This is a genomic window from Halobellus limi (assembly GCF_004799685.1).
GTDB lineage: Archaea > Halobacteriota > Halobacteria > Halobacteriales > Haloferacaceae > Haloquadratum > Haloquadratum limi.
The window spans coordinates 140,586-160,199 of record NZ_CP031311.1; the positions used below are offsets into that span (position 1 = coordinate 140,586).

The following is a 19,614-nucleotide window of genomic DNA, read 5'->3' on the forward strand; positions in this document are numbered from 1 at the left end:
GTTACAGCCAGAGGTCCAGGTCGGTGGTCTCGTCGTGCTCGCGGACCAGCGCGTCGTCGAACGCGCGGAGGTACACCTCGCCGGCGAAGACGGTCGCGGCGTTGAGGTGTCCCGCGAGCGCCTGCCCGCTCGGCCGAGAGAGCACCGCGTGAGTGTGAGCGAAGCGCTCTCCGTCGAGGTCGGCGACGTTACCGACGCAGGCGGCCACCTCCAGGGGTTCGTCGAAGGTCACCGACTGGTACTCTTTGTCCTCCTGGTCGTAGAACCACACCTCGGCGTCCTGGACGGCCCCCATCGCCTGGAACCACGCGGCGTCGATCCCTTCGAGGTCGGCGAACTCCTCGATCTCGGTGCGCCAGTCCGCCCCCGTTTCGAGTCGAAGCAGGAACTCCCGACTCGCGTCGACCTCGCGATAGTGCATATCCACCTCGTCGGGAGACGCGGACAAAAATCCTGCTGGTCGCGGCCCCGCGGCTATCGACCGGTGGCTCCCGAAAAAAGATCGGTCACCGAGCGGACGCCCTACGCCCAGTCTCGAAGCGACGGCGCTTCGGACAGTCGCATCGAGAGCCACGCGTCATCGCGGGAGATGTCCGCGATGATGAACTCCGATTGGGAGGGAGTGGAGTCCACCGAGGCCATCACCTCGGCGCGCGACGCGTCGGACACAGCCGTCGCATTCGGCGTCATGTTTGTGAGTGTGTCTCATTCATACATAAACCCGTCGGATCGCTGCCGTGAGTTATTTCACGATTATGTATATTATGGCGTGTGAAATAGCACGTTAGTGTATAAGTAACGACTAACGGAAAACGTATGCTGTATCTCAGCCGGCTATCCGTGCGAACGTGTAGCAACCTGCGGGGTGTCGCAGCCGCCTGAGATCGTCCGGCTGTACCGCCGCGACGGCTGTCGCGATCCCGGGGCCGCGAGCGCCGGCGGATCGGACGCGCCCGACACTGCGAGCGATGGGCACGGCCGATACGATATCGAGGGTCACGGCCGATACGATATCGAGGGTCACGGCCGATACGATATCGAGGGGCAAGCCGATACGATGATCCAGGGACACGGCCGACGGTGCGAACACCGGACCGACCGCGGTCCGGCGGCCGCTGGGTCTCTCCCGGCGGCGCGTATCGACGCACACCGACGAGAACCGTCCGCGAAGCCCTCCGAGAACCTTCAAAGAGTACAAGAGGTGTGACGCAGTACAACGCCCCATGAACGTTGCCGACGCGATGACTCCCCGCGAGGACGTTGTCACTGTCGAACTCCCGGGGACCCGCGACGACGTGTTGGAGTACCTGCAGGAGCGCGGCTTCTCCTCGGTCCCGGTGGTCAAAGACGGCCCCGACGGCGAGGAGTACCGCGGGCTCGTCTCCCGCGAGGAACTGATCGAACGACCCGACGAGGACCAGCTCGCGGTCCTGATGCGCGAGGTCCCGACGGTCACCGCCGACACGAGCGTCGAGGAGGCGGCACACCTGATGCTCGACACCGGCTCCCGACGCGTCCCCGTCGTCGACGGCCGACTGGAGGGGATCGTCACCGTCACCGACGTCGTCCACGCCATCGCCCGCGGCGAGGTCGACACCGACGCCACCGCCGGCGACGTCGCGACCGCGGACGTGAACACGACCTACGCCGGGACGCCGCTGCCGGTCGCCGAGCGCGAAATCTACTACGCGAACGTCCCCTACACGGTCTGTCTCGACGACGACGGCCGGATGAGCGGCATCCTCACCGAGGTCGACATCATCGAGGTCGCCCGCGTCGTCGAGGGTGAGGACGACACCGGCGACTCCGTCGCCGGCCAGGACGACGAGTGGATGTGGGAGGGAATCAAGGCCATCGGGAAGCGCTACGTCCCGACCCGGAACGTCGAACTCCCCTCCGAACCCGCCTCGAAGTTCATGTCCGACGGCCTGGTGACGGTCTCGAAGCGCAAGTCCGTCGTCGAGGTCGCCCAGGCGATGATCACCGAGGACATCGAGCAGATCCCGCTCGTCACCGGTGACGAACTGATCGGCATCGTCCGCGACGTCGACCTCCTGGAGGCGCTGTAATGAGCGAGGAGCGAACCGAGGGGGAACGGCTCGCCGAACTGGCCAAGCGCCGGGGCTACTTCTTCGGCGCGAGCGGGGCCTACGGCGGCGCCGCCGGCTTCTACACCTTCGGTCCGCAGGGCGCGGCGCTGAAGTCGAACGTCGAGGACGCCTGGCGCGACCGCTTCACCGTCCAGGAGGGCAACTTCGAGATCGAGGCGCCGACGATCATGCCCGAACCCGTCTTCGAGGCGTCGGGTCACCTCGACGGCTTCGACGACATGCTCGTCGAGTGTCCCGAGTGCGGGGAGTCCCACCGCGCGGACCACCTCGTCGAGGACAACACCGACGTCGAGGACGCCGAGTCGCTGCCGATCGCGGAGGTCGAAGAGCTGATCGCCGACAACGACCTCCGGTGTCCGAACTGCGGCGGTGCCCTCGCGGGCGAGGAGATCGAGGACTTCAACCTGATGTTCGAGACGAACATCGGGCCGGGGTCGTCGACGCCGGGGTACCTCCGCCCGGAGACCGCACAGGGCATCTTCGTCGAGTTCCCGCGCATCAAGGAGTACGCGCGCAACAGCCTCCCGTTCGGCGCGACGCAGATCGGCCGCGCCTACCGAAACGAGATCTCGCCGCGGAAGAGCATCGTCCGCACGCGGGAGTTCACGCAGGCGGAGTTAGAGCAGTTCGTCGACCCCGAGCGCGACGAGCCCGACCTCGACTCGGTCGAAGACGTCGAGGTGACGCTGTACCCCGCGACCGAGCAGGGGAGCGAGGACGGCGAGTACGTCGAGACGACGGTCGGCGAGGCCGTCGACGAGAGTATCGTCGGCGACGCGTGGATCGGCTACTTCCTCGGCATCGCCCAGGAGTGGTACGAGCGCGTCGGCGTCGACATGGACCGCTTCCGCTTCCGCCAGCACCTCGCGGGCGAGCGGGCCCACTACGCCGCGGACTGCTGGGACGCGGAAAGCGAAGTCGACGGCGACTGGATCGAGATCGCGGGCTTCGCGTATCGGGGCGACTACGACCTCTCGAAGCACGGCGAGCACAGCGACGACGACTTCACCATCTTCCGGCAGTTCGACGAGCCGAAGACGGTCGAGAGAGCGGTCGTCGACCCCGATATGAGCGTTCTCGGCCCCGAGTTCGGCGGGGCCGCCGCCGACGTGAAGTCGGCGCTCGAAGAGCTGGCAGAGCGCGACCCCGCGGCGTTCGAGTCGGAGACGGTCGCGGTCACCGTCGGCGGCGAGACCAAGACCGTCGACGCGGACGTGGCGAACTTCCGGGTCGAAGAGCAGACCGTCTCGGGCGAGCACATCACCCCGCACGTGATCGAGCCGTCGTTCGGTGTCGACCGGACGGTGTACACGCTGCTGGCGCACGGGTACAACGAGGACGAGGTCGACGGCGAGACGCGGTCGTTCCTCTCGCTCTCGCCGACGGTCGCGCCGACGGACGTCGGCGTCTTCCCGCTGGTCTCGAACGTCGAGGAACTCACCGCGCGCGCGGAGGCGCTCGTCGACGACCTCAGGGAGTCGGGCTTCAGCGTCGTCTACGACGACTCCGGTAGCATCGGCCGTCGGTACCGTCGCCAGGACGAGGTCGGCACGCCCTTCTGCGTCACCGTCGACCGCGACGGCCTGGAGGGCGACGGCCCCGACACCGTCACGATCCGCGAGCGCGACACCGCCCGGCAGGTCCGCGTTCCGATCGACGCTCTGGTCGAAGAGCTCCGCGCCGTCTCGGACGGCGAGCGCCCCTTCGACGACCTGGTCGCCGAGTACGACCTCGTCGCGCCGGGCGCGGACGCGTAGACAGTGTCTCCCTCCCAGTCGTCGACCGGCGTGCTCGCGGGGGTGTCCCGGAGCGAGTTCAGACGGCGGCTGGTCCACGCCAGCGGGACCGGGCTCCCGCTGCTGTACGTCCTCGGCCTCGCGACGTGGACGCAACTCGGCTACGTGATGCTGCTCGCCTCGGCGATCGCCGCGACCCTGGAGTTCTTTCGACTCGTCGTCGGCCTCGACTGGTCCGTCTACGACAACCTCACGCGCTCCTACGAGCAGTCGAACGTCGCGGGCTACGCGCTTTTCGTGTTCAGCATCACCGCAGTCGTCCTCACCTTCGCCCCGCACGTCGCGGTTCCCGCCGCGCTGATGCTGACCATCGGCGACCCGATCTCGGGCGTGCTCGGGACGACCCGCGAGGCCGGCGAGCCGAAGCGACTGCGGACGCTCGGGGCGATGTTCGCGGTCTGTCTCGCCGTCTCGCTCCCGTTTCTCCTGCCCGCCGCGGGCGTCGCGGCCGGCCTCGCGGCGTCGGTCGCGGGGGCGCTCGGCGCGACGCTCGCCGACGGCTTCAAACCCGTCGTCGCGGGCTACGTCGTCGACGACAACCTCTCGATCCCCCCGGCGGCGTCGGTCGCCGCGGGCGTCGTCCTCGCGGTGACGCGCGCCGCGCCGGTGTTCGGGTGACGGCGTTTGAGTCGGGGTTCCGTTCTCTGGGGGAGCCGACCGCGACGCTCTCCGGCCGACCCACACGACGATTTTTGTACGATCACGACGAAACGCGGGCTGTGACGGTCTACGAGAGCGACCTCCCGGGCGTCGGAAAGAAACACGAGATCGACCTGCCGGACGGGTCACAGCTCGTCGTCGTGACCCACAACGAGGGGCGCCGAGAGGTGTTCTTGCGCGCGGACCCCGACAGCGACTCCGAGAAACTGTTCGAGTTGCCCGACCGCCTGGCCCGACAGGTCGGGACGATCCTGGAGGGCGCGTACTTCCAGCCCGTCAAGTCTCAGGACATCGAGACGCTGCTCGGCGGCGACACGCTCCTCGAGTGGGTCGACGTCGGCGAGGACTCCCCGATCGCCGGGCAGACGCTCGGGGAGTCCGACCTCCGCGCGGAGACGGGAGCCTCGGTCGTCGCCGTCGAGCGCGGCACCGACGTGATCCCGTCGCCGGGGGCGGAGACGACGATCCGCGCGGGTGACCGGCTCGTCGTCGTCGGCACCCGGGAGAACTGCGAGGACTTCCAGTCGCGCGTGGACGGGACATAATGGCGGCCGGGCTGTTAGAACTCGGCCAGGTGTTCGCCGTGCTCGCGATCGCCGGAGCCGCGGCGCTGCGGATCGGCCTCTCGGTGATCCCGCTGTACGTCGTGAGCGGGATGCTCGCCGGCCCGTTCGTCGCCGGTCGATTCGGCGTCCCCTACGTTTCCAATGGAGAACTCCTCACCGTCCTCGCGGAGGTCGGAATCGTCTTGCTTCTGTTCTTCCTGGGCCTGGAGTTCAGCCTGGACCGCCTGCTCGCGGCGCGCTCGCGGATCACCCGCGCGGGCGTGATCGATGCCGCGATCAACCTCCCGCTCGGGATCGCGATCGGCCTCGCGCTCGGGTGGTCGGTCGTCGAAGCACTCCTCCTCGGCGGGATCGTCTACATCTCCTCGTCGGCGATCATCACGAAGACCCTCATCGACCTGGGGTGGATCGCCAACGACGAGGCCGACCCGATCCTCGGGACGCTCGTCTTCGAGGACCTCCTCATCGCCGTCTACCTCGCGGTCGTCACCTCGCTCGTCCTCGGCGGCGCCGACGCCGGAGTGAGCGGCCTCGGGCGCTCGCTGGCTATCGCCTTCGGCTTCCTGGGGGCGCTCCTCCTCGCCGTCCAGTACGGCACCGAGTTCTTCTCGCGCGTCCTCGACGTCTCCGATACGGAGTCGTTCGTCCTCCGGATCCTGGGCGTGGTCGTCCCGATCGCGGGGGTCGCGCTCGCGCTGGGCGTGAGCGAGGCCGTCGCGGCGTTCTTCGTCGGGATGGGCTTCTCGACCAGCGGCCACCGCGAGCGGATCGAACGGCAGCTGACGCCCGTCCGCGACGTCTTCGCCGCCGTGTTCTTCTTCTGGATCGGCGTCGGCACCGACCCCCGATTGCTCCCCGGTATCGCCCTGCCGCTCGCGGCGGCCGTCCTCCTGACGACCCCCGCGAAACTGCTCTCGGGCTACCTGGGCGGGCGCGTCTACGACCTCTCCGAGCACCGGTCGTTCCGCGTCGGCCTCGGTCTGGTGCCGCGCGGGGAGTTCTCGCTCGTCATCGCCGCGCTCGCCGCGGGCGGGTCGACGACGGTGATGCGAGAGACGATCCCGGCGCTCGCGGTCGGGTACGTCCTCGTGATGAGCGTCGTCGGGACGCTGCTGATGCAGCGCGCCGATCGCGTGGAGGGGCTGCTCGATCGCGTGCGCTCGGATACCGGGGCGTCGACGTGAGCCGACGTGATCGAACGTCGGCGTGGTCGAATCCCGAAAACGTTTAGTGCGCTCGAACGACTGGTAGCTGGCAATGACGCGGCTCTCTCCCACGCGCGTTCGCGCTCCCCGGAGAGCCGTGGCTGCGGTCGTCTCGCCCCGTCCCGCGCCGTGTTCTCCCGAGACGACCGACGCCGCGCGGCGACCGCGACGACGGGCCGCCTAGGCCCACTACTACCTCTCTTTCCACGTTGCATCGAAGGACTTCACAAGCGACTAGCGTCTCTATAGGCATCTCTGCGGTTTAATTTCCAAAATTCAAACCGTGTAATTTATACGGAAGAGCGTCCGATTCGGAGATATAATGACAAGCGTGGCACTCGCGTTCTCGGGCGGCCTCGACACCACAGTCTGCGTCTCGCTCCTGCAGGAGGAGTACGGCTACGACGAAGTCGTCGGCGTGACCGTCGACGTTGGCCAGCCCGAATCGGAGTTCGAGGAGGCACAGGAGACCGCCGACGCGCACGGCCTAGACCTGCACGTCGTCGACGCGAAAGACGAGTTCGCAGACCTCTGTTTCGACTCCGTCCGCGCGAACGCGACGTATCAGGGCTACCCGCTCGGCACGGCGCTGGCCCGCCCGGTGATCGCGAACGCGATCCTGGAAGTGGCGGAAGAGGAGGGCTGCGACGCCCTCGCTCACGGCTGCACCGGCAAAGGCAACGATCAGCTCCGCTTCGAGGTCGTCTGGCGCGCCTCCGACCTCGACGTCGTCGCGCCGGTCCGCGAACTGGAACTCACCCGCGAGTGGGAACAGCAGTACGCCGAGGAACACGACCTCCCCGTCCAGTCGGGGAATTCGGGAGTTTGGTCGATCGACACGAACCTCTGGAGCCGCTCCGTCGAGGGCGGTCAGCTGGAAGACCCCGGCTACGTCCCGCCGGAGGACATCTACGAGTGGACCGACGACCCCGCCAACGCCACCGAGACCGAGCTAGTCGAGATCACGTTCGAGGACGGCTACCCGGTCGCCCTCGACGGCGAGGACCGCTCCCCGACGGAACTCATCGAGACGCTGAACGAGCAGGCCGGCAAACACGGCGTCGGCCGCACGGATATGATGGAAGACCGGATGCTCGGGCTGAAGGTCCGCGAGAACTACGAGCACCCGGCGGCGACGACGCTTCTGACCGCCCACGAGGCCCTCGAACAACTCGTCCTCACGAAGGACGAGCGCGACTTCAAGCGCTCGATCGACGACGAGTGGGCCCAGAAGGGCTACGAGGGCCTCGTCGACCACCCGCTCGTCGACGCCCTGGAGGGCTTCATCGACGAGACGCAGTCCCGCGTCACCGGCACCGTGACGATCAAGTTCCAGGGCGGGCAGGCCCGCCCGGTGGCCCGCGAGTCGGAGTACGCCGCCTACTCGGAGGACGCCGCCTCGTTCAACACCTCCGGCGTCGGCGACATCACCCAGCAGGACGCGACGGGCGTCGCGAAGTACCACGGGTTCCAGTCGCGCCTCGCGAACGCCGCGATCGACGCCGCCGAGAACGACGACGAAGGCGACTGGGAGTGAAAAATGACGGGCGAGGGCGCTGACCACGGCGAAGAACGCTCGGGCGTCGTCCGCCGCGACCGCTTCAGCGGCGGCCCCGCGCGCGGATTTATGTCCAGCCTCGCCGCCGACGAGCGGATCTTCGCCGCCGACCTCGCGGTCGACCGCGCGCACGTGGTGATGCTCGCCGAGCAGGACGTCGTCGACGACGACGTCGTCGGCGAGATCCTCGCCGCCCTCGACGAGATCGAGGCGGCGGGCCACGGCGCGCTCCCCGAGGGCGAGGACGTCCACGAGGCCATCGAGACGGCCGTCGTCGAACGCGTCGGCGAGGACGGGGGGAAGATGCACACCGCCCGCAGTCGGAACGACGAGGTCGCGACCTGCATCCGCCACCGCCTGCGCGAGGACCTTCTCGAATCCATCGAGGCGACGGTCGCCCTCCGCGAGGCGCTCGTCGAGGTCGCGGCCGAGCACGTCGACACCGTGATGCCCGGCTACACGCACCTCCAGCCCGCCCAGCCCACGACGGTCGCGCACTTTCTGCTCTCCTACGAGTCGGCGTTCGCCCGCGACACCGCGCGCCTGCTGGACGCCTACGACCGGACGAACCGCTCGCCGCTCGGCGCGGCGGCCTTCGCCGGGACGCCGTTCGACATCGACCGCGAGCGGACCGCCGAGCTGCTCGGTTTCGACGGCGTCGTCGCGAACTCGATGGACGCCTCGGCGGGGAGGGACTTCCTCGCGGAGTCGACGGCGGCGCTCGCGACGCACGCGACGACGCTCTCGGGCCTCGCGGAGGACCTCGTGATCTTCGCGAACAAGGGGCACGTCGACCTCGCCGACGAGTACTCCTCGACGTCGTCGATCATGCCCCAGAAGGTGAATCCGGATACCTTAGAACTCGTCCGCGCGGTCGCGGGCGACGCGGTCGGCGGCCTCTCCGGCCTGCTGACGACGCTGAAGGGGCTCCCGCGCGCGTACAACCGCGACCTCCAGCGCGCGACGCCGCACGCCTGGGAGACGGTCGACGCGGTGTCGGAGGCGACCGCCGTCGCCGCCGGCGCGGTCGCCACCGCCGAGTGGCCCGAAGAGACGCTCGAAGCGGCGTCCGGGGAGGGCTTCTCGACGGCGACGGGCGTCGCGGACGCGCTCGCGATGGCGGGCGTGCCGTTCCGCACCGCTCACGAGGTGCTCGCGGCGGCCGCCGAGCGCGCCGACGGCGAGACGCCGGACCTCGCAACACTTGACGCGGTCGCAGGCGACGTGCTCGGCGAGTCCCTCTTCACCTACGTGAGCCGCGAGCGCGTCGAGGCCGCACTCGATCCCGTCCAGAGCGTCGCGAGCCGCGACTCGGCCGGCGGCCCCGCCCCAGAGGCCGTGGCCGCCCAGCTCGACGACGCCGAAGCGGGGATCGACGCCGACGCGGCGGCCCTCGGGGACCGCCGCGACGCGCTGGACGCCGCCGCGGAGACGCTCGGATCGGAGGTCGACAGATATGTGTGAGCGCCGAGAGTGGGCGGTCCCCGGACCGCATCTCCGACGTCGGCCGCGACGGTCCCCTCCCGGGGACGATAACATATGAAATCAGACACCGATTTCACACGGGCGGACTGATCGACTGTTTTACGCCGTTAGTGGTTTCGCTGATCAGTTAATTTATCCGACAACTTCGATGGGTTTAAGTCGCTTCCTCGCCCATCGACGGGTATGGCAGCAACCATCACCGCCGAAGACCCGCTGACCGGAGAGGAGATCGAGATTCCCGCCGACGTCGAGGTCGGCGAGATCGTCGACAGTCCCGCGACCGGCGCGGAGCTGGAGGTCGTCTCGACCGATCCGCTGACACTCGAAGAGGCCCCGGAGCTCGAAGAGGACTGGGGCGAATAAGATGAAGGTTGGGCTGCTCTACTCCCGGATTCGGAAGGACGAGAAGCTCCTCCTCACGGAGCTTCGCGAGCGCGGCCACGAGGTGGAGAAGATCGACGTCCGGAAGGAGCAGTTCAACATCGCCGAACCGCCGGAATCGTTCGACGGCGTCGATCTCGTCGTCGACCGCTGTCTGGCGACGAGTCGCAGCCTCTACACGACGCAGTTCCTCGACGCCTACGACGTCCCCGTCGTCAACAGCGCCGAGACTGCGGACGTCTGCGCCGACAAGGTGAAGAACAGCCTCGCGCTCGAACGCGCTGGCGTGCCGACGCCGAACACGGAGGTCGCCTACACCGTCGACTCCGCGATGGAGACCATCGAGGAGTTCGGCTACCCCTGCGTCCTGAAGCCCGTCGTGGGCTCGTGGGGCCGCCTGATGGCGAAGGTCGAGACCCCCTCGGCCGCCGAGGCCATCCTCGAACACAAGGCGACGCTGGGGCACTACCAGCACAAGGTGTTCTACGTCCAGGAGTTCGTCGAGAAGCCCGGCCGCGACATCCGCGTCCTGGCGGCCGACGGCGAACCGATCGCCGCGGAGACGCGCTCGTCGGACCACTGGCTCACCAACGCCTCGAAGGGCGGCGAGGTGGCCGAGTTCGAGCTCGACGACCGCGCGAGAGAACTCGTCGCCGCCGCCTCCGACGCCGTCGGCGGCGGCCTGCTCGGCGTCGACCTGATGGAGACCGGATCGGACTACACCGTCCACGAGGTCAACCACACCGTCGAGTTCAAGGCGCTGAACGACGCCGTCGACGTCGACGTCCCCGCGAGGGTCGTCGACTGGCTCGAATCGAAAGCCGAACAAGCGGCGGAGACAGAGACGACTGTATGAGTGCTTCCCACACGGACGCCGGCGACGACGCGGCCTACACCGCCTCCGTCGTCGGCGGCTCGGGGTTCACCGGCGGCGAACTCCTTCGCCTCCTGTATCAGCACCCCGAATTCGACGTCGTGCAGGCGACGAGCCGCTCGAAGGAGCGCAAGACGGTCGGGCACGTCCACCCGAACCTCCGCGAGATGGATCTGCGCTTTACCTCCCCCGAGGACCTCGAATCCGTCGACGTGCTCTTCGCGGCGACGCCGCACGGCGTCTCGATGGAGCACGTCGACGAGTTCCGAGACGCGGCGGACACGGTCGTCGACCTCTCGGCTGACTTCCGGCTGGATTCGGAGGACCAGTACGACGAGTGGTACGACGGGCACGTCTGTCCCGAGTACCTGGAGAAGTCGGAGTACGCCCTGCCGGAGATAAACAGGGAAAATCTCCCCGGCGCGGACCTCATCGCCTCCGGCGGCTGCAACGCCACCGCGACGATCCTCGGGCTGAAGCCGCTTTTCGACGCCGGCATCCTGGAGGGCGACGAGCAGGCGGTCGTCGACGTGAAGGTCGGCTCCTCGGAGGGCGGCGCCGGCGGCGGCGACGCCTCCAGTCACCCCGAGCGCTCGGGCATCGTCCGCCCGTACGCGCCGACGGGGCACCGCCACGAGGCCGAGATCGAGCAGTTCCTCGGCCTCTCGGTCTCCTTCACCGTCCACGCGGTCGACATGACCCGCGGCGCGAGCGCGACCTGCCACCTCTTCCCGAACGCGCCCGTCTCGAAGGGCGACCTCTGGACGGCCTACCGCGAGGCCTACGCCGACGAGCCGTTTATGCGGACCGTCGCTGGCGGTGGCGGCGTCTACCGCTACCCCGAGCCGAAGGCCGTCGCCGGGACCAACTTCGGCGAGGTCGGCTTCGAGGTCGACCCCGGCAATCGCAGACTGGTCGTCTTCTCGGCGATCGACAACATGATGAAGGGATCGGCCGGACAGGCCGTCCACGCCGCGAACGTCGCGCTCGGCATCGAGGAGACCGCCGGCCTGGAGTTCGCCGGCCTCCACCCCGTCGGCGCACCCTGACGAGCACCGATTCTCACGCACCACGAAGGACACGTATGACCACCGAACCCACCACCCACGACGACGCACGCGACGCCCGCCAGACGCAGCAGTTCGAGACCGAGGCGGCGCGACCGCTCCGGACCGACGGCGGTCGACCCGCGGCGGACGCCGACAGCGGCGTCGCTTCCGAGCGCGTCGTCATCGACGGTGACGCCCTGACAGACGGCGGCAGCGACGCGTCGCGCCCGCCGGTCGTCGTGAAGGTCGGCGGCGCGCGCGCGGTCGATCCCGCGGGCGCGGTAGAGGACGTGGCCGAACTCGTCGCCGACGGGCGCGAGGTCGTCGTCGTCCACGGCGGCTCGACCGCCGTCGACGACACCCTCGAAGAACTGGGCGAGGAGCCCACGTACGTCGAGACGCCCGGCGGCGTCGTCGGGCGCTTCACCGACGAGCGCACGATGGAGGTGTTCTCGATGGTGATGCCGGGGAAATTGAACACCGACCTCACGGTCACCCTTCGCAACGCCGGCGTCGACGCGCTCGGCCTTTCCGGAGTGGACGGCGGCCTCCTGACCGGACCGCGCAAGTCGGCCGTCCGGGTGATCGAGAACGGGAAAAAGAAGATCAAGCGCGGCGATCACTCGGGGAAGATCACCGAGGTGAACGGGTCGCTGCTCGAAACCCTGCTCGCCGACGGCTACACGCCGGTCGTGACCGTCCCGATGCTCGCCGACGACGGCGTCGCGGTCAACGCCGACGCCGACCGCGCCGCGGCGGCCGTCGCCGGCGCGCTCGGGGCGGAACTGGTCGTCCTCACGGACGTCGCCGGCGTCTACGCCGACCCCGACGACGCGTCGACGCTGATCGGGTCGGTGTCGACGCCCGACGAATTTGATACACTGAAAGACGCTGCGGAAGGATTTATGACGAAGAAGGTGATGGCGGCGAAGGAGGCGCTCGACGGCGGCGCGGTGACGGTCGTCGTCGCCAACGCGAACGCCGACGACCCGATCCTGGCTGCACTCGATGGCAGTGGGACGCACATCCACGCGAGCGCGGTCGTGGACGACGCTTCGGAGGAGACGGACGACACTTCGGGGGAGACGGACGATACGGGCGACGACGCCGACGAGACGGAGGTGACACAATGACCGGCGGATTCGTCTTCTCGGAGAAACCGATACAGATCGAATCGGGCGAGGGCGCGTACCTCTACGGCGAAGACGGCACCGAGTACCTCGACTTCGGGGCCTCCTACGCCGTCGCCTCGCTCGGGCACTCCCACCCCGCGGTGACGGAAGCCATCCAGGAGCAGGCCGCGAAACTGACCTACGTCCAGGCGTCGTACCCGGTCGACGTCCGCACGGAACTGTACGAGAAGCTCGCGACGCTCGCGCCGGGCGACGCGGACAACGTCTGGCTCTGTAACTCCGGGACCGAGGCCAACGAGGCGGCGATGAAGTTCGCCCGCTCCGCGACGGGCCGCTCGAAGATCGTCGCGACCAAGCGCGGCTTCCACGGCCGGACGCTGGGGGCGCTCGCGATGACCTGGAAGGACAAGTACAAGGAGCCGTTCGAGCCGCTGGCCGGCGGCGTCGAGTTCGTTCCCTACGGGGATGAAGAGGCGCTCGCCGACGCCGTCGACGAGGAGACGGCCGCGCTCTTCTTAGAGCCGATCCAGGGCGAGGGCGGTATCCACCCCGCCTCCGCGGAGTACCTCCGTCACGCGCGCGAGGTGACCGAGGAGGCGGGCGCGGCGCTCGTCTTCGACGAGATCCAGACCGGCGTCGGGCGCACGGGCGACCTGTGGGCCTGCGAGGGCGTCGGCGTCGAACCCGACATCCTCACGTCGGCGAAGGGAATCGCCAACGGCCTGCCCCTGGGGACGACCCTGGTGAAGGACTGGATCGCGGAGGACCCCGGCGACCACGGGTCGACGTTCTCCGGTGGCCCCGTCGTCTGCGCCGCGGCCAACGCCACCCTCGACACGGTCGTCGAGGAGGACGTTCCGGGTCACGCCGCCGCGGTCGGCGAGTACCTCCGGAGCGAACTGGAGGCCGCCGTCGACGAACACGATCTGCCCGTCCGCGAGGTGCGCGGCGTCGGTCTGATGATCGGCATCCAGGTGAAGCGCGGCGCGAACCGCGTGCTCAAGAACCTCGCGCTGTCCGAGCAGATCCTGGCGCTGCCGGCCGGCCGGACGGTCGTCCGCCTGCTCCCGCCGCTCGTGATCGACGAGCGCCACGCCGACCAGTTCGTCGACTCCCTCGTGGAGGTGCTGCAATGAGCGCCGAACTCGACGACGAGGAGGTCGCGACCGACGGCGAGTCGGTGCCGGCGGGCGAGGGCGACGCCGTCGAATTCACGATGAACCACGGCGTCTTCGAAGTCGAAGAGAACCTCACCGAGGGGCTGACCGACGCGCAGACGCTGCTCGCGGACCTGGTCTCGATCCCCTCTCCCTCGGGTGACGAGGGAGCCGCCACCGAGCGCCTGAAGGCCTTCTTCGAGGAACACGACCGCGAGGTGTGGATCGACGAGGTCGGCAACGTCCGCGCGCCCGCGGACGACTCGGTGCTTCTGACCTCTCACATCGACACCGTCCCCGGCGACGTCCCGGTGAAGGTCGAGAACGGCGTGCTGTGGGGTCGCGGGAGCGTGGACGCCACTGGGCCGCTGGCGGCGATGGCCGTCGCGGCCGTCGAGACCGGCGTCTCCTTCGTCGGCGTCGTCCAGGAGGAGACCAGTTCCCGCGGCGCGTGGCACCTCGTCGAGGACCGCGACGCGCCCGAGGCGGTCATCAACGGCGAACCCTCCGGCTGGGACGGCATCACGCTCGGCTACCGCGGCTTCCTCTCGGGGACGTACGTCTCGACGAGCGAACTCGGCCACTCCTCGCGCCCGGAGGACAACGCGATCCAGTCGGCCGTCAACTGGTGGTCGAGCGTCGCGGAGTTCTTCGACGAGGACGAGTCCGACGGCGTCTTCGACACCGTGACGACGAAGCCGGTCCGCTTCGACGGCGGTCCCACCGAGGACGGCCTCGCCGTCGAGGCGACCGTCGACGTGCAGTTCCGCGTCCCGCCGAAGTTCACCATCGACGACATCAGGGAGGTCGCCGAGGGCGAACTCACCCGCGGCGGCGTCCACTGGGAGAAGCCGATTCCGCCGGTGATGACCAGCCCACGGACGGAGGTCGCCCGCGCGTTCCGCGTCGGGATCCGCGAGGCCGGCGGCGAGCCGAGGCTGCTCAGAAAGACCGGGACCAGCGACATGAACATCTTCGCCGGCACGTGGGACTGCCCGATGGCGACCTACGGCCCCGGCGACTCCGAGCTGGATCACGCGCCGAACGAACACCTCGACCTCGCGGAGTACGACAGCTCGATCGACGTGCTCGTCGACGTCTGCGAGCGCCTACAGGAGTGAGAGAGATGCTCGAAACCGACCACTTCCTCGACATCGACGACCTGACGACCGACGAACTGCAGACGGTCCTCGACCGCGCCGCCGCGATCAAGGCCGGAGAGGACGCGGTCCAACTCTCCGATCAGACGCTCGGGATGCTCTTCGAGAAGCCGAGCACCCGCACGCGGATCTCCTTCGAGACCGGGATGACACAGCTCGGCGGCCACGCCATCTTCCTCGGCCCCGACGACATCCAGCTCGGTCACGGCGAGCCCCTCTCTGACACCTCTCGGGTCCTCTCGCGGTACGTCGACGCCGTGATGGCCCGACTGTTCGACCACGAGGACTTACTGGAGATCGCCGAGTACTCCGACGTCCCGGTCGTCAACGGCCTCACCGACGACGCCCACCCCTGTCAGACGCTCGCGGACCTGTTGACGATCGACGAGGCCTTCGGCGGCTTCGACGACGTGCAGGCCGCCTGGGTCGGCGACGGCAACAACGTCGGCCAGTCGTTCGTGATCGGCGCGGCGATGGTCGGACTGGATCTGACGGTCGCGACGCCGGAGGACTACGGGATGGACGACGACGTCCTCGAACAGGCGGCGGACCTCGGCCACGAGCCGACGATCGTCGACGACCCGAAGGACGCCGTCGACGACGCCGACGTCGTCTACACCGACGTGTGGATCTCGATGGGCCAGGAGGACCAGCGTCACGAGAAACTGGCGGCCTTCGACGGCTACCAGGTGAACGAGCGCCTGCTCGCCGACTCCGACGCGCAGGTGATGCACTGTCTGCCCGCCCACCGCGGCGAGGAGATCACCGACGACGTGCTCGAATCCGACCGCGCGCTCGTCTGGGACCAGGCCGAGAACCGCCTGCACGCCCAGAAGGGGCTGCTCGTCGAACTGCTCGACGCCTGATACTGGTTACCCTCACTTCTCACCGCCGAGCGCACCCCCGTTGCCGGCGCTCGGCGGTACGAGACGAGAGTAGTCGTTATGAATCGGCTACCGGTATCGATACCGTCCGCCATCGGTGCACCGGCGGTACCCCCACCGACGGCGACCGCTTTTATCTGCCTGTGGTCGAAGAACCGGGTAGCGACGTTCGCATGATGGACGACCCGGACGCGGACTCCGAGGCCCCGCCGCGGCGGCTCGACGCGTGGATCGACCGAACAGCGAGTCGCATCGAGGACTTCATCAACGTCGTCGAACTCGCCGCGGCGGCGATCTTCGCGCTCCTTTTCGCCATCGGCGTCGTCGACCTCGCCCTTCAGATCGTCGAGACCGCGGCCGACGGGAACATCACCGACCCGCTGGCCGTCATCGACATCATCGACACGGGGCTGTTGCTCCTGATAATCGTCGAGGTCTACCAGACGGTCATCGCCTACACCCGGCGGAGCGAGACCCGCAGGATCGTCCGCCTGATCATCTACACCGGGATCATCGCGATGGTCCGAAAGGTGATCATCTTCCGGACCGGCGAGTACGCGACGACCGGGGACGCGCTCCTGGCGGCGGCCGCCTACACGCTCGCGCTGGTCGGACTGGGCGTCATCCTCCTCGTCGAGCAGCGGGTGGTCGGCGACTGAACCGCGGTGATCCGACGGAGGCGACCGCGCTCGGATCGCCGCCGTCCCGCGTCAGCGTCCCTGCAGGCCGGCGTAGACGCCGCCGAGGACCGCGCCGTAGACCACGTGGCCGACGAGGCTCATCACGCTCACGTTCGGCAGGGGCGGGTTCGCCGGCGAGCCGACGGCCGAGAGCCAGACCGGCATCACGAGGACGGCGAGGGCGACCCACAGGACCACGCCGTAGCCGACGCCGAAGGCCAGACTCTTCGCCGTCGTCAGGTCGGCCTGCGTCGAGGCGAGCGCGGCGAAGACCATCCCCAACACCGCCCCGTGGGCCACGTGAATCGTGAACCCCGCGGCGCCGCCCGAGAGGAAGTACATCGAGGGGATCGCGACTTCGAGGACGGGGCGCATCTGCATCACCATCAGCGCGCCCATCACGATGCCCGCCACGACGCCGGCGGCGACGCCGTACTGCCACGTGTTCTCGGTTACCTGTGCTGTCGTCGTCGTGTTCGTTTCGGTCGCCATACTAGGGGGAGACCGCGTCCGTCCGAATAACGCCACCTCGGCGGCGCGGTCCGGACGCACGAGGCCGATAGAATTATGTCATATGGTACCGTCCCTCTCTAGGTCGGATTCGGCCGTGCCGACCGTCCGAGGCTTTTAATTCGAGGAGGGCGGAGAGACCACCGTGTCGACGACCGGCGAGTACGAGCGGTTCTTCCCCTACGAGGAGCCGTATCCGAACCAGCGCTCGGCGATGGCGGAGATCGCCGAGGCGTTAGACGACCAGCGGGACGTGCTCCTCGAAGGGGCGCCTGGAACCGGGAAAACGCTCTCGGCGCTCGTTCCGGCGCTCGAGTACGCCCAGCGGACCGACAAGACGGTGGTCATCACCACCAACGTCCACCAGCAGATGCGGCAGTTCGTGTCCGATGCCCGAGCCATCACGCAGGAGGAACCGGTGCGGGCGGTCGTCTTCAAGGGCAAGTCCTCGATGTGCCACATCGACGTCGAGTACCAGGAGTGTCAGACGCTGCGGGATACGACCCGGACGCTCGTGGAGAAAGAAGAAGAGCGCGCCGAACTCACAGAGCAGGCCGAGGCGCTCTTGGATCGAATTCGCGAGGGCGCGGAGGGTGCGGGCGAGGCCCGCAGCGCCGTGACCGACGAACTCGACACGGTCGAGTCCGAACTCGAAGACTTGCGCGACGGCAACGTCTGCGAGCACTACTACAACAACCTCGTCGGGTCGAACGACGAGTTCTTCGAGTGGCTCTTCGCGGACGTCCGGACGCCCGAGGAGATCTACGAGTACGCCGAGGAGCGACAGCTCTGCGGTTACGAACTGCTCAAGGAGGGGATGGAAGCCGTCGATCTGGTCGTCTGCAACTACCACCACCTGCTGGATCCGAACATCCGCGAGCAGTTCTTCCGGTGGCTGGGTCGCGAGCCCGAGGACGTCGTGACCGTCTTCGACGAGGCCCACAACATCGAGTCGGCCGCCCGCGACCACGCGAGCCGGGCCCTGACGGAGAACACCCTCGAAGAGGCGCTCTCGGAGCTGGAGGACGCCGACGACTCCCGCGCGGAACCGGCCGAGAACGTCCTCTCGGCGTTCCTGGGGGCGTTGCGGGCGACGTACGACGACGCGCTGGGGTTCGGCGAGCGCGAGCAGGTGAGCGACGACTGGCACGATCTCTCGATCGCGAACTCGGATCGGAGAGACGACCTGACGCTCGCCTTCCTGGAGCGCTACGAGGGCCGCGGCATCGACGCGGAGGTCGACCTCGCGCTCCAACTCGGGAGAACCCTCGACCGGGAGTACGAGGAAGCCTACCGCGAGGGCGAGGCGACGACGCGGACGGAGTGTCAGACCCTGCAGGCCGCGCAGTTCGTCGCCTCGTGGATGGCCGACGGCGGGAAACTCGGCCAGCACCCGCTGTGCTCGGTGCGTCGCGACTCAGGCACCGACGAGGTGTACGGGCGCGCGGAACTGTACACCTGCATCCCGAGAGAGGTCACCGAGACGCTGTTCGAGGAGGTCCACGCGAGCATCCTGATGTCGGCGACGCTGCGCCCCTTCGACGTCTTAGAGGACGTCCTCGGCGTCGAGGATCCGGCGACGATGGCCTACGGGCTCGAATACCCGGAGGACCGCCGCCGGACGCTCGCCGTGGAAGCGCCGGCGCTCTTCAGTTCCGACCGCGCGGACCCCGACACGCAGTTGGCGATCGCGGACGTACTGGCGGACGCCGCACGCTTCACGCCCGGGAACGCGCTTCTGTTCTTCCCTTCGTACGCCGAGGCCGAGCGGTACCACGACCGTCTCCGGGGTCGGTCCGACGTAGAAAGTCAGCTCCTGCTCGACGGCTCGGACGTCGACACGGAGTCCCTCCGGCAGTCGTTCGTCGAGAGCGACGACGCGACGCTCTTCACTTCGCTGTGGGGGACGCTCGCGGAGGGGGTGAGCTTCGACGGCGACGACGCTCGGACCGTCGCGGTCGTCGGCGTCCCGTACCCGCACCTCTCTGAGAGACTGGAGGCGATCCAGGACGCCTACGACCGCGCCTACGACGAACGGGACGGTGCGGGCTGGCGCTACGCGGTCGAGATCCCGACGATCCGGAAGACGCGGCAGGCGCTCGGACGCGTCATCCGCGCCCCCGACGACTTCGGCGTTCGGCTGCTCGTCGACAAGCGCTACACGCAGAAGAGCGTCGAGATGGGGAAGTACGGCGTTCGCGAGAGCTTCCCGCGGGAGGAGCGGGCCGAACTCGTCGACGTCGCGCCGACTAAACTGAAGTTCTCGATGCTGAACTTCTACGCCGACCTCGACGCCTACGAGGGACCGCCGCCGCGGCCGTAGCGCTGGGCGTTTCGATGGCCGTGTTGCGGGACGTTTCGATGGCCGTGTTACGGGACCGCCGGCCGAGGGCCGCCCGCCCGCG

19 protein-coding genes are annotated in these 19,614 nt (G+C 68.5%); 16 read left to right on the top strand and 3 right to left on the bottom strand.

Features of this window, described 5'->3' with window-relative positions; all coding sequences use genetic code 11:
* Window position 1 precedes the first annotated feature (1 nt).
* Together DV707_RS00685 and DV707_RS18530 are read right to left on the bottom strand one after the other, a co-directional pair.
* Window positions 2-421, bottom strand: coding sequence for a PPC domain-containing DNA-binding protein (locus DV707_RS00685; RefSeq protein WP_103991088.1), 420 nt, complete (start codon window positions 419-421; stop codon window positions 2-4).
* Between the two features lie 101 nt (window positions 422-522).
* The gene (locus DV707_RS18530; protein ID WP_200820857.1) at window positions 523-690 is read right to left on the bottom strand and encodes a DUF7556 family protein; all 168 of its coding nucleotides are present in this window, start codon (window positions 688-690) and stop codon (window positions 523-525) included.
* A 533-nt stretch (window positions 691-1,223) separates the two neighbouring features.
* Between DV707_RS18530 and DV707_RS00690 the strand changes: the two genes are divergently transcribed.
* From DV707_RS00690 to DV707_RS00760, 15 genes are all read left to right on the top strand, one after another.
* Complete coding sequence (locus tag DV707_RS00690; protein ID WP_103991086.1) at window positions 1,224-2,069, top strand: CBS domain-containing protein; 846 nt, start codon at window positions 1,224-1,226, stop codon at window positions 2,067-2,069.
* A complete protein-coding gene (gene glyS, locus DV707_RS00695; protein ID WP_103991085.1) occupies window positions 2,069-3,868 on the top strand; it encodes a glycine--tRNA ligase in 1,800 nt (599 codons plus the stop codon). Before DV707_RS00690 ends, glyS begins: the two co-directional genes overlap by 1 nt.
* 3 nt (window positions 3,869-3,871) lie before the next feature.
* Window positions 3,872-4,525, top strand: coding sequence for a diacylglycerol/polyprenol kinase family protein (locus tag DV707_RS00700; RefSeq protein ID WP_235010737.1), 654 nt, complete (start codon window positions 3,872-3,874; stop codon window positions 4,523-4,525).
* Between the two features lie 101 nt (window positions 4,526-4,626).
* Window positions 4,627-5,112 carry a cation:proton antiporter regulatory subunit gene (locus tag DV707_RS00705; RefSeq protein WP_103991084.1) on the top strand — a complete coding sequence of 162 codons (486 nt, stop codon included), beginning with the start codon at window positions 4,627-4,629 and terminating at the stop codon, window positions 5,110-5,112.
* Window positions 5,112-6,317, top strand: a complete 1,206-nt coding sequence (locus DV707_RS00710; RefSeq protein ID WP_103991083.1) for a cation:proton antiporter — start codon at window positions 5,112-5,114, stop codon at window positions 6,315-6,317. Before DV707_RS00705 ends, DV707_RS00710 begins: the two co-directional genes overlap by 1 nt.
* Window positions 6,318-6,660: 343 nt before the next feature.
* Entirely contained in the window at window positions 6,661-7,875 is a 1,215-nt protein-coding gene (locus DV707_RS00715; protein ID WP_103991082.1) for an argininosuccinate synthase, read from the top strand.
* 3 nt (window positions 7,876-7,878) lie between these two features.
* Window positions 7,879-9,360 (top strand): argininosuccinate lyase, encoded by a 1,482-nt coding sequence (argH, locus tag DV707_RS00720; RefSeq protein WP_103991081.1) that lies wholly within the window; start codon window positions 7,879-7,881, stop codon window positions 9,358-9,360.
* Window positions 9,361-9,564: 204 nt separating this feature from the next.
* On the top strand, window positions 9,565-9,744 hold the full coding sequence (lysW, locus tag DV707_RS00725; protein ID WP_103991080.1) for a lysine biosynthesis protein LysW: 180 nt from the start codon (window positions 9,565-9,567) through the stop codon (window positions 9,742-9,744).
* A 1-nt stretch (window position 9,745) separates the two neighbouring features.
* Window positions 9,746-10,618: a lysine biosynthesis protein LysX gene (lysX, locus tag DV707_RS00730; RefSeq protein WP_103991079.1), complete on the top strand. Its 873-nt coding sequence runs from the start codon at window positions 9,746-9,748 to the stop codon at window positions 10,616-10,618.
* On the top strand, window positions 10,615-11,685 hold the full coding sequence (argC, locus tag DV707_RS00735; RefSeq protein WP_103991078.1) for an N-acetyl-gamma-glutamyl-phosphate reductase: 1,071 nt from the start codon (window positions 10,615-10,617) through the stop codon (window positions 11,683-11,685). Before lysX ends, argC begins: the two co-directional genes overlap by 4 nt.
* Window positions 11,686-11,720: 35 nt before the next feature.
* Window positions 11,721-12,818, top strand: a complete 1,098-nt coding sequence (locus DV707_RS00740) for an acetylglutamate/acetylaminoadipate kinase (RefSeq protein ID WP_103991077.1) — start codon at window positions 11,721-11,723, stop codon at window positions 12,816-12,818.
* Entirely contained in the window at window positions 12,815-13,954 is a 1,140-nt protein-coding gene (locus DV707_RS00745) for an aspartate aminotransferase family protein (protein WP_103991076.1), read from the top strand. Before DV707_RS00740 ends, DV707_RS00745 begins: the two co-directional genes overlap by 4 nt.
* An 80-nt stretch (window positions 13,955-14,034) precedes the next feature.
* A complete protein-coding gene (locus tag DV707_RS00750; RefSeq protein WP_235010754.1) occupies window positions 14,035-15,096 on the top strand; it encodes a [LysW]-lysine hydrolase in 1,062 nt (353 codons plus the stop codon).
* Window positions 15,097-15,101: 5 nt separating this feature from the next.
* Window positions 15,102-16,001: an ornithine carbamoyltransferase gene (argF, locus tag DV707_RS00755; RefSeq protein WP_103991282.1), complete on the top strand. Its 900-nt coding sequence runs from the start codon at window positions 15,102-15,104 to the stop codon at window positions 15,999-16,001.
* A 194-nt stretch (window positions 16,002-16,195) separates the two neighbouring features.
* Window positions 16,196-16,678, top strand: a complete 483-nt coding sequence (locus DV707_RS00760) for a phosphate-starvation-inducible PsiE family protein (protein ID WP_235010736.1) — start codon at window positions 16,196-16,198, stop codon at window positions 16,676-16,678.
* Window positions 16,679-16,729: 51 nt separating this feature from the next.
* On the opposite strand, the gene DV707_RS00765 is transcribed toward DV707_RS00760, so the two are convergent.
* Complete coding sequence (locus tag DV707_RS00765) at window positions 16,730-17,191, bottom strand: DUF6789 family protein (RefSeq protein WP_103991074.1); 462 nt, start codon at window positions 17,189-17,191, stop codon at window positions 16,730-16,732.
* Window positions 17,192-17,423: 232 nt separating this feature from the next.
* On the opposite strand from DV707_RS00765, the gene DV707_RS00770 reads away from it, so the two are divergent.
* Complete coding sequence (locus DV707_RS00770; protein ID WP_103991280.1) at window positions 17,424-19,532, top strand: ATP-dependent DNA helicase; 2,109 nt, start codon at window positions 17,424-17,426, stop codon at window positions 19,530-19,532.
* Window positions 19,533-19,614 lie beyond the last annotated feature (82 nt).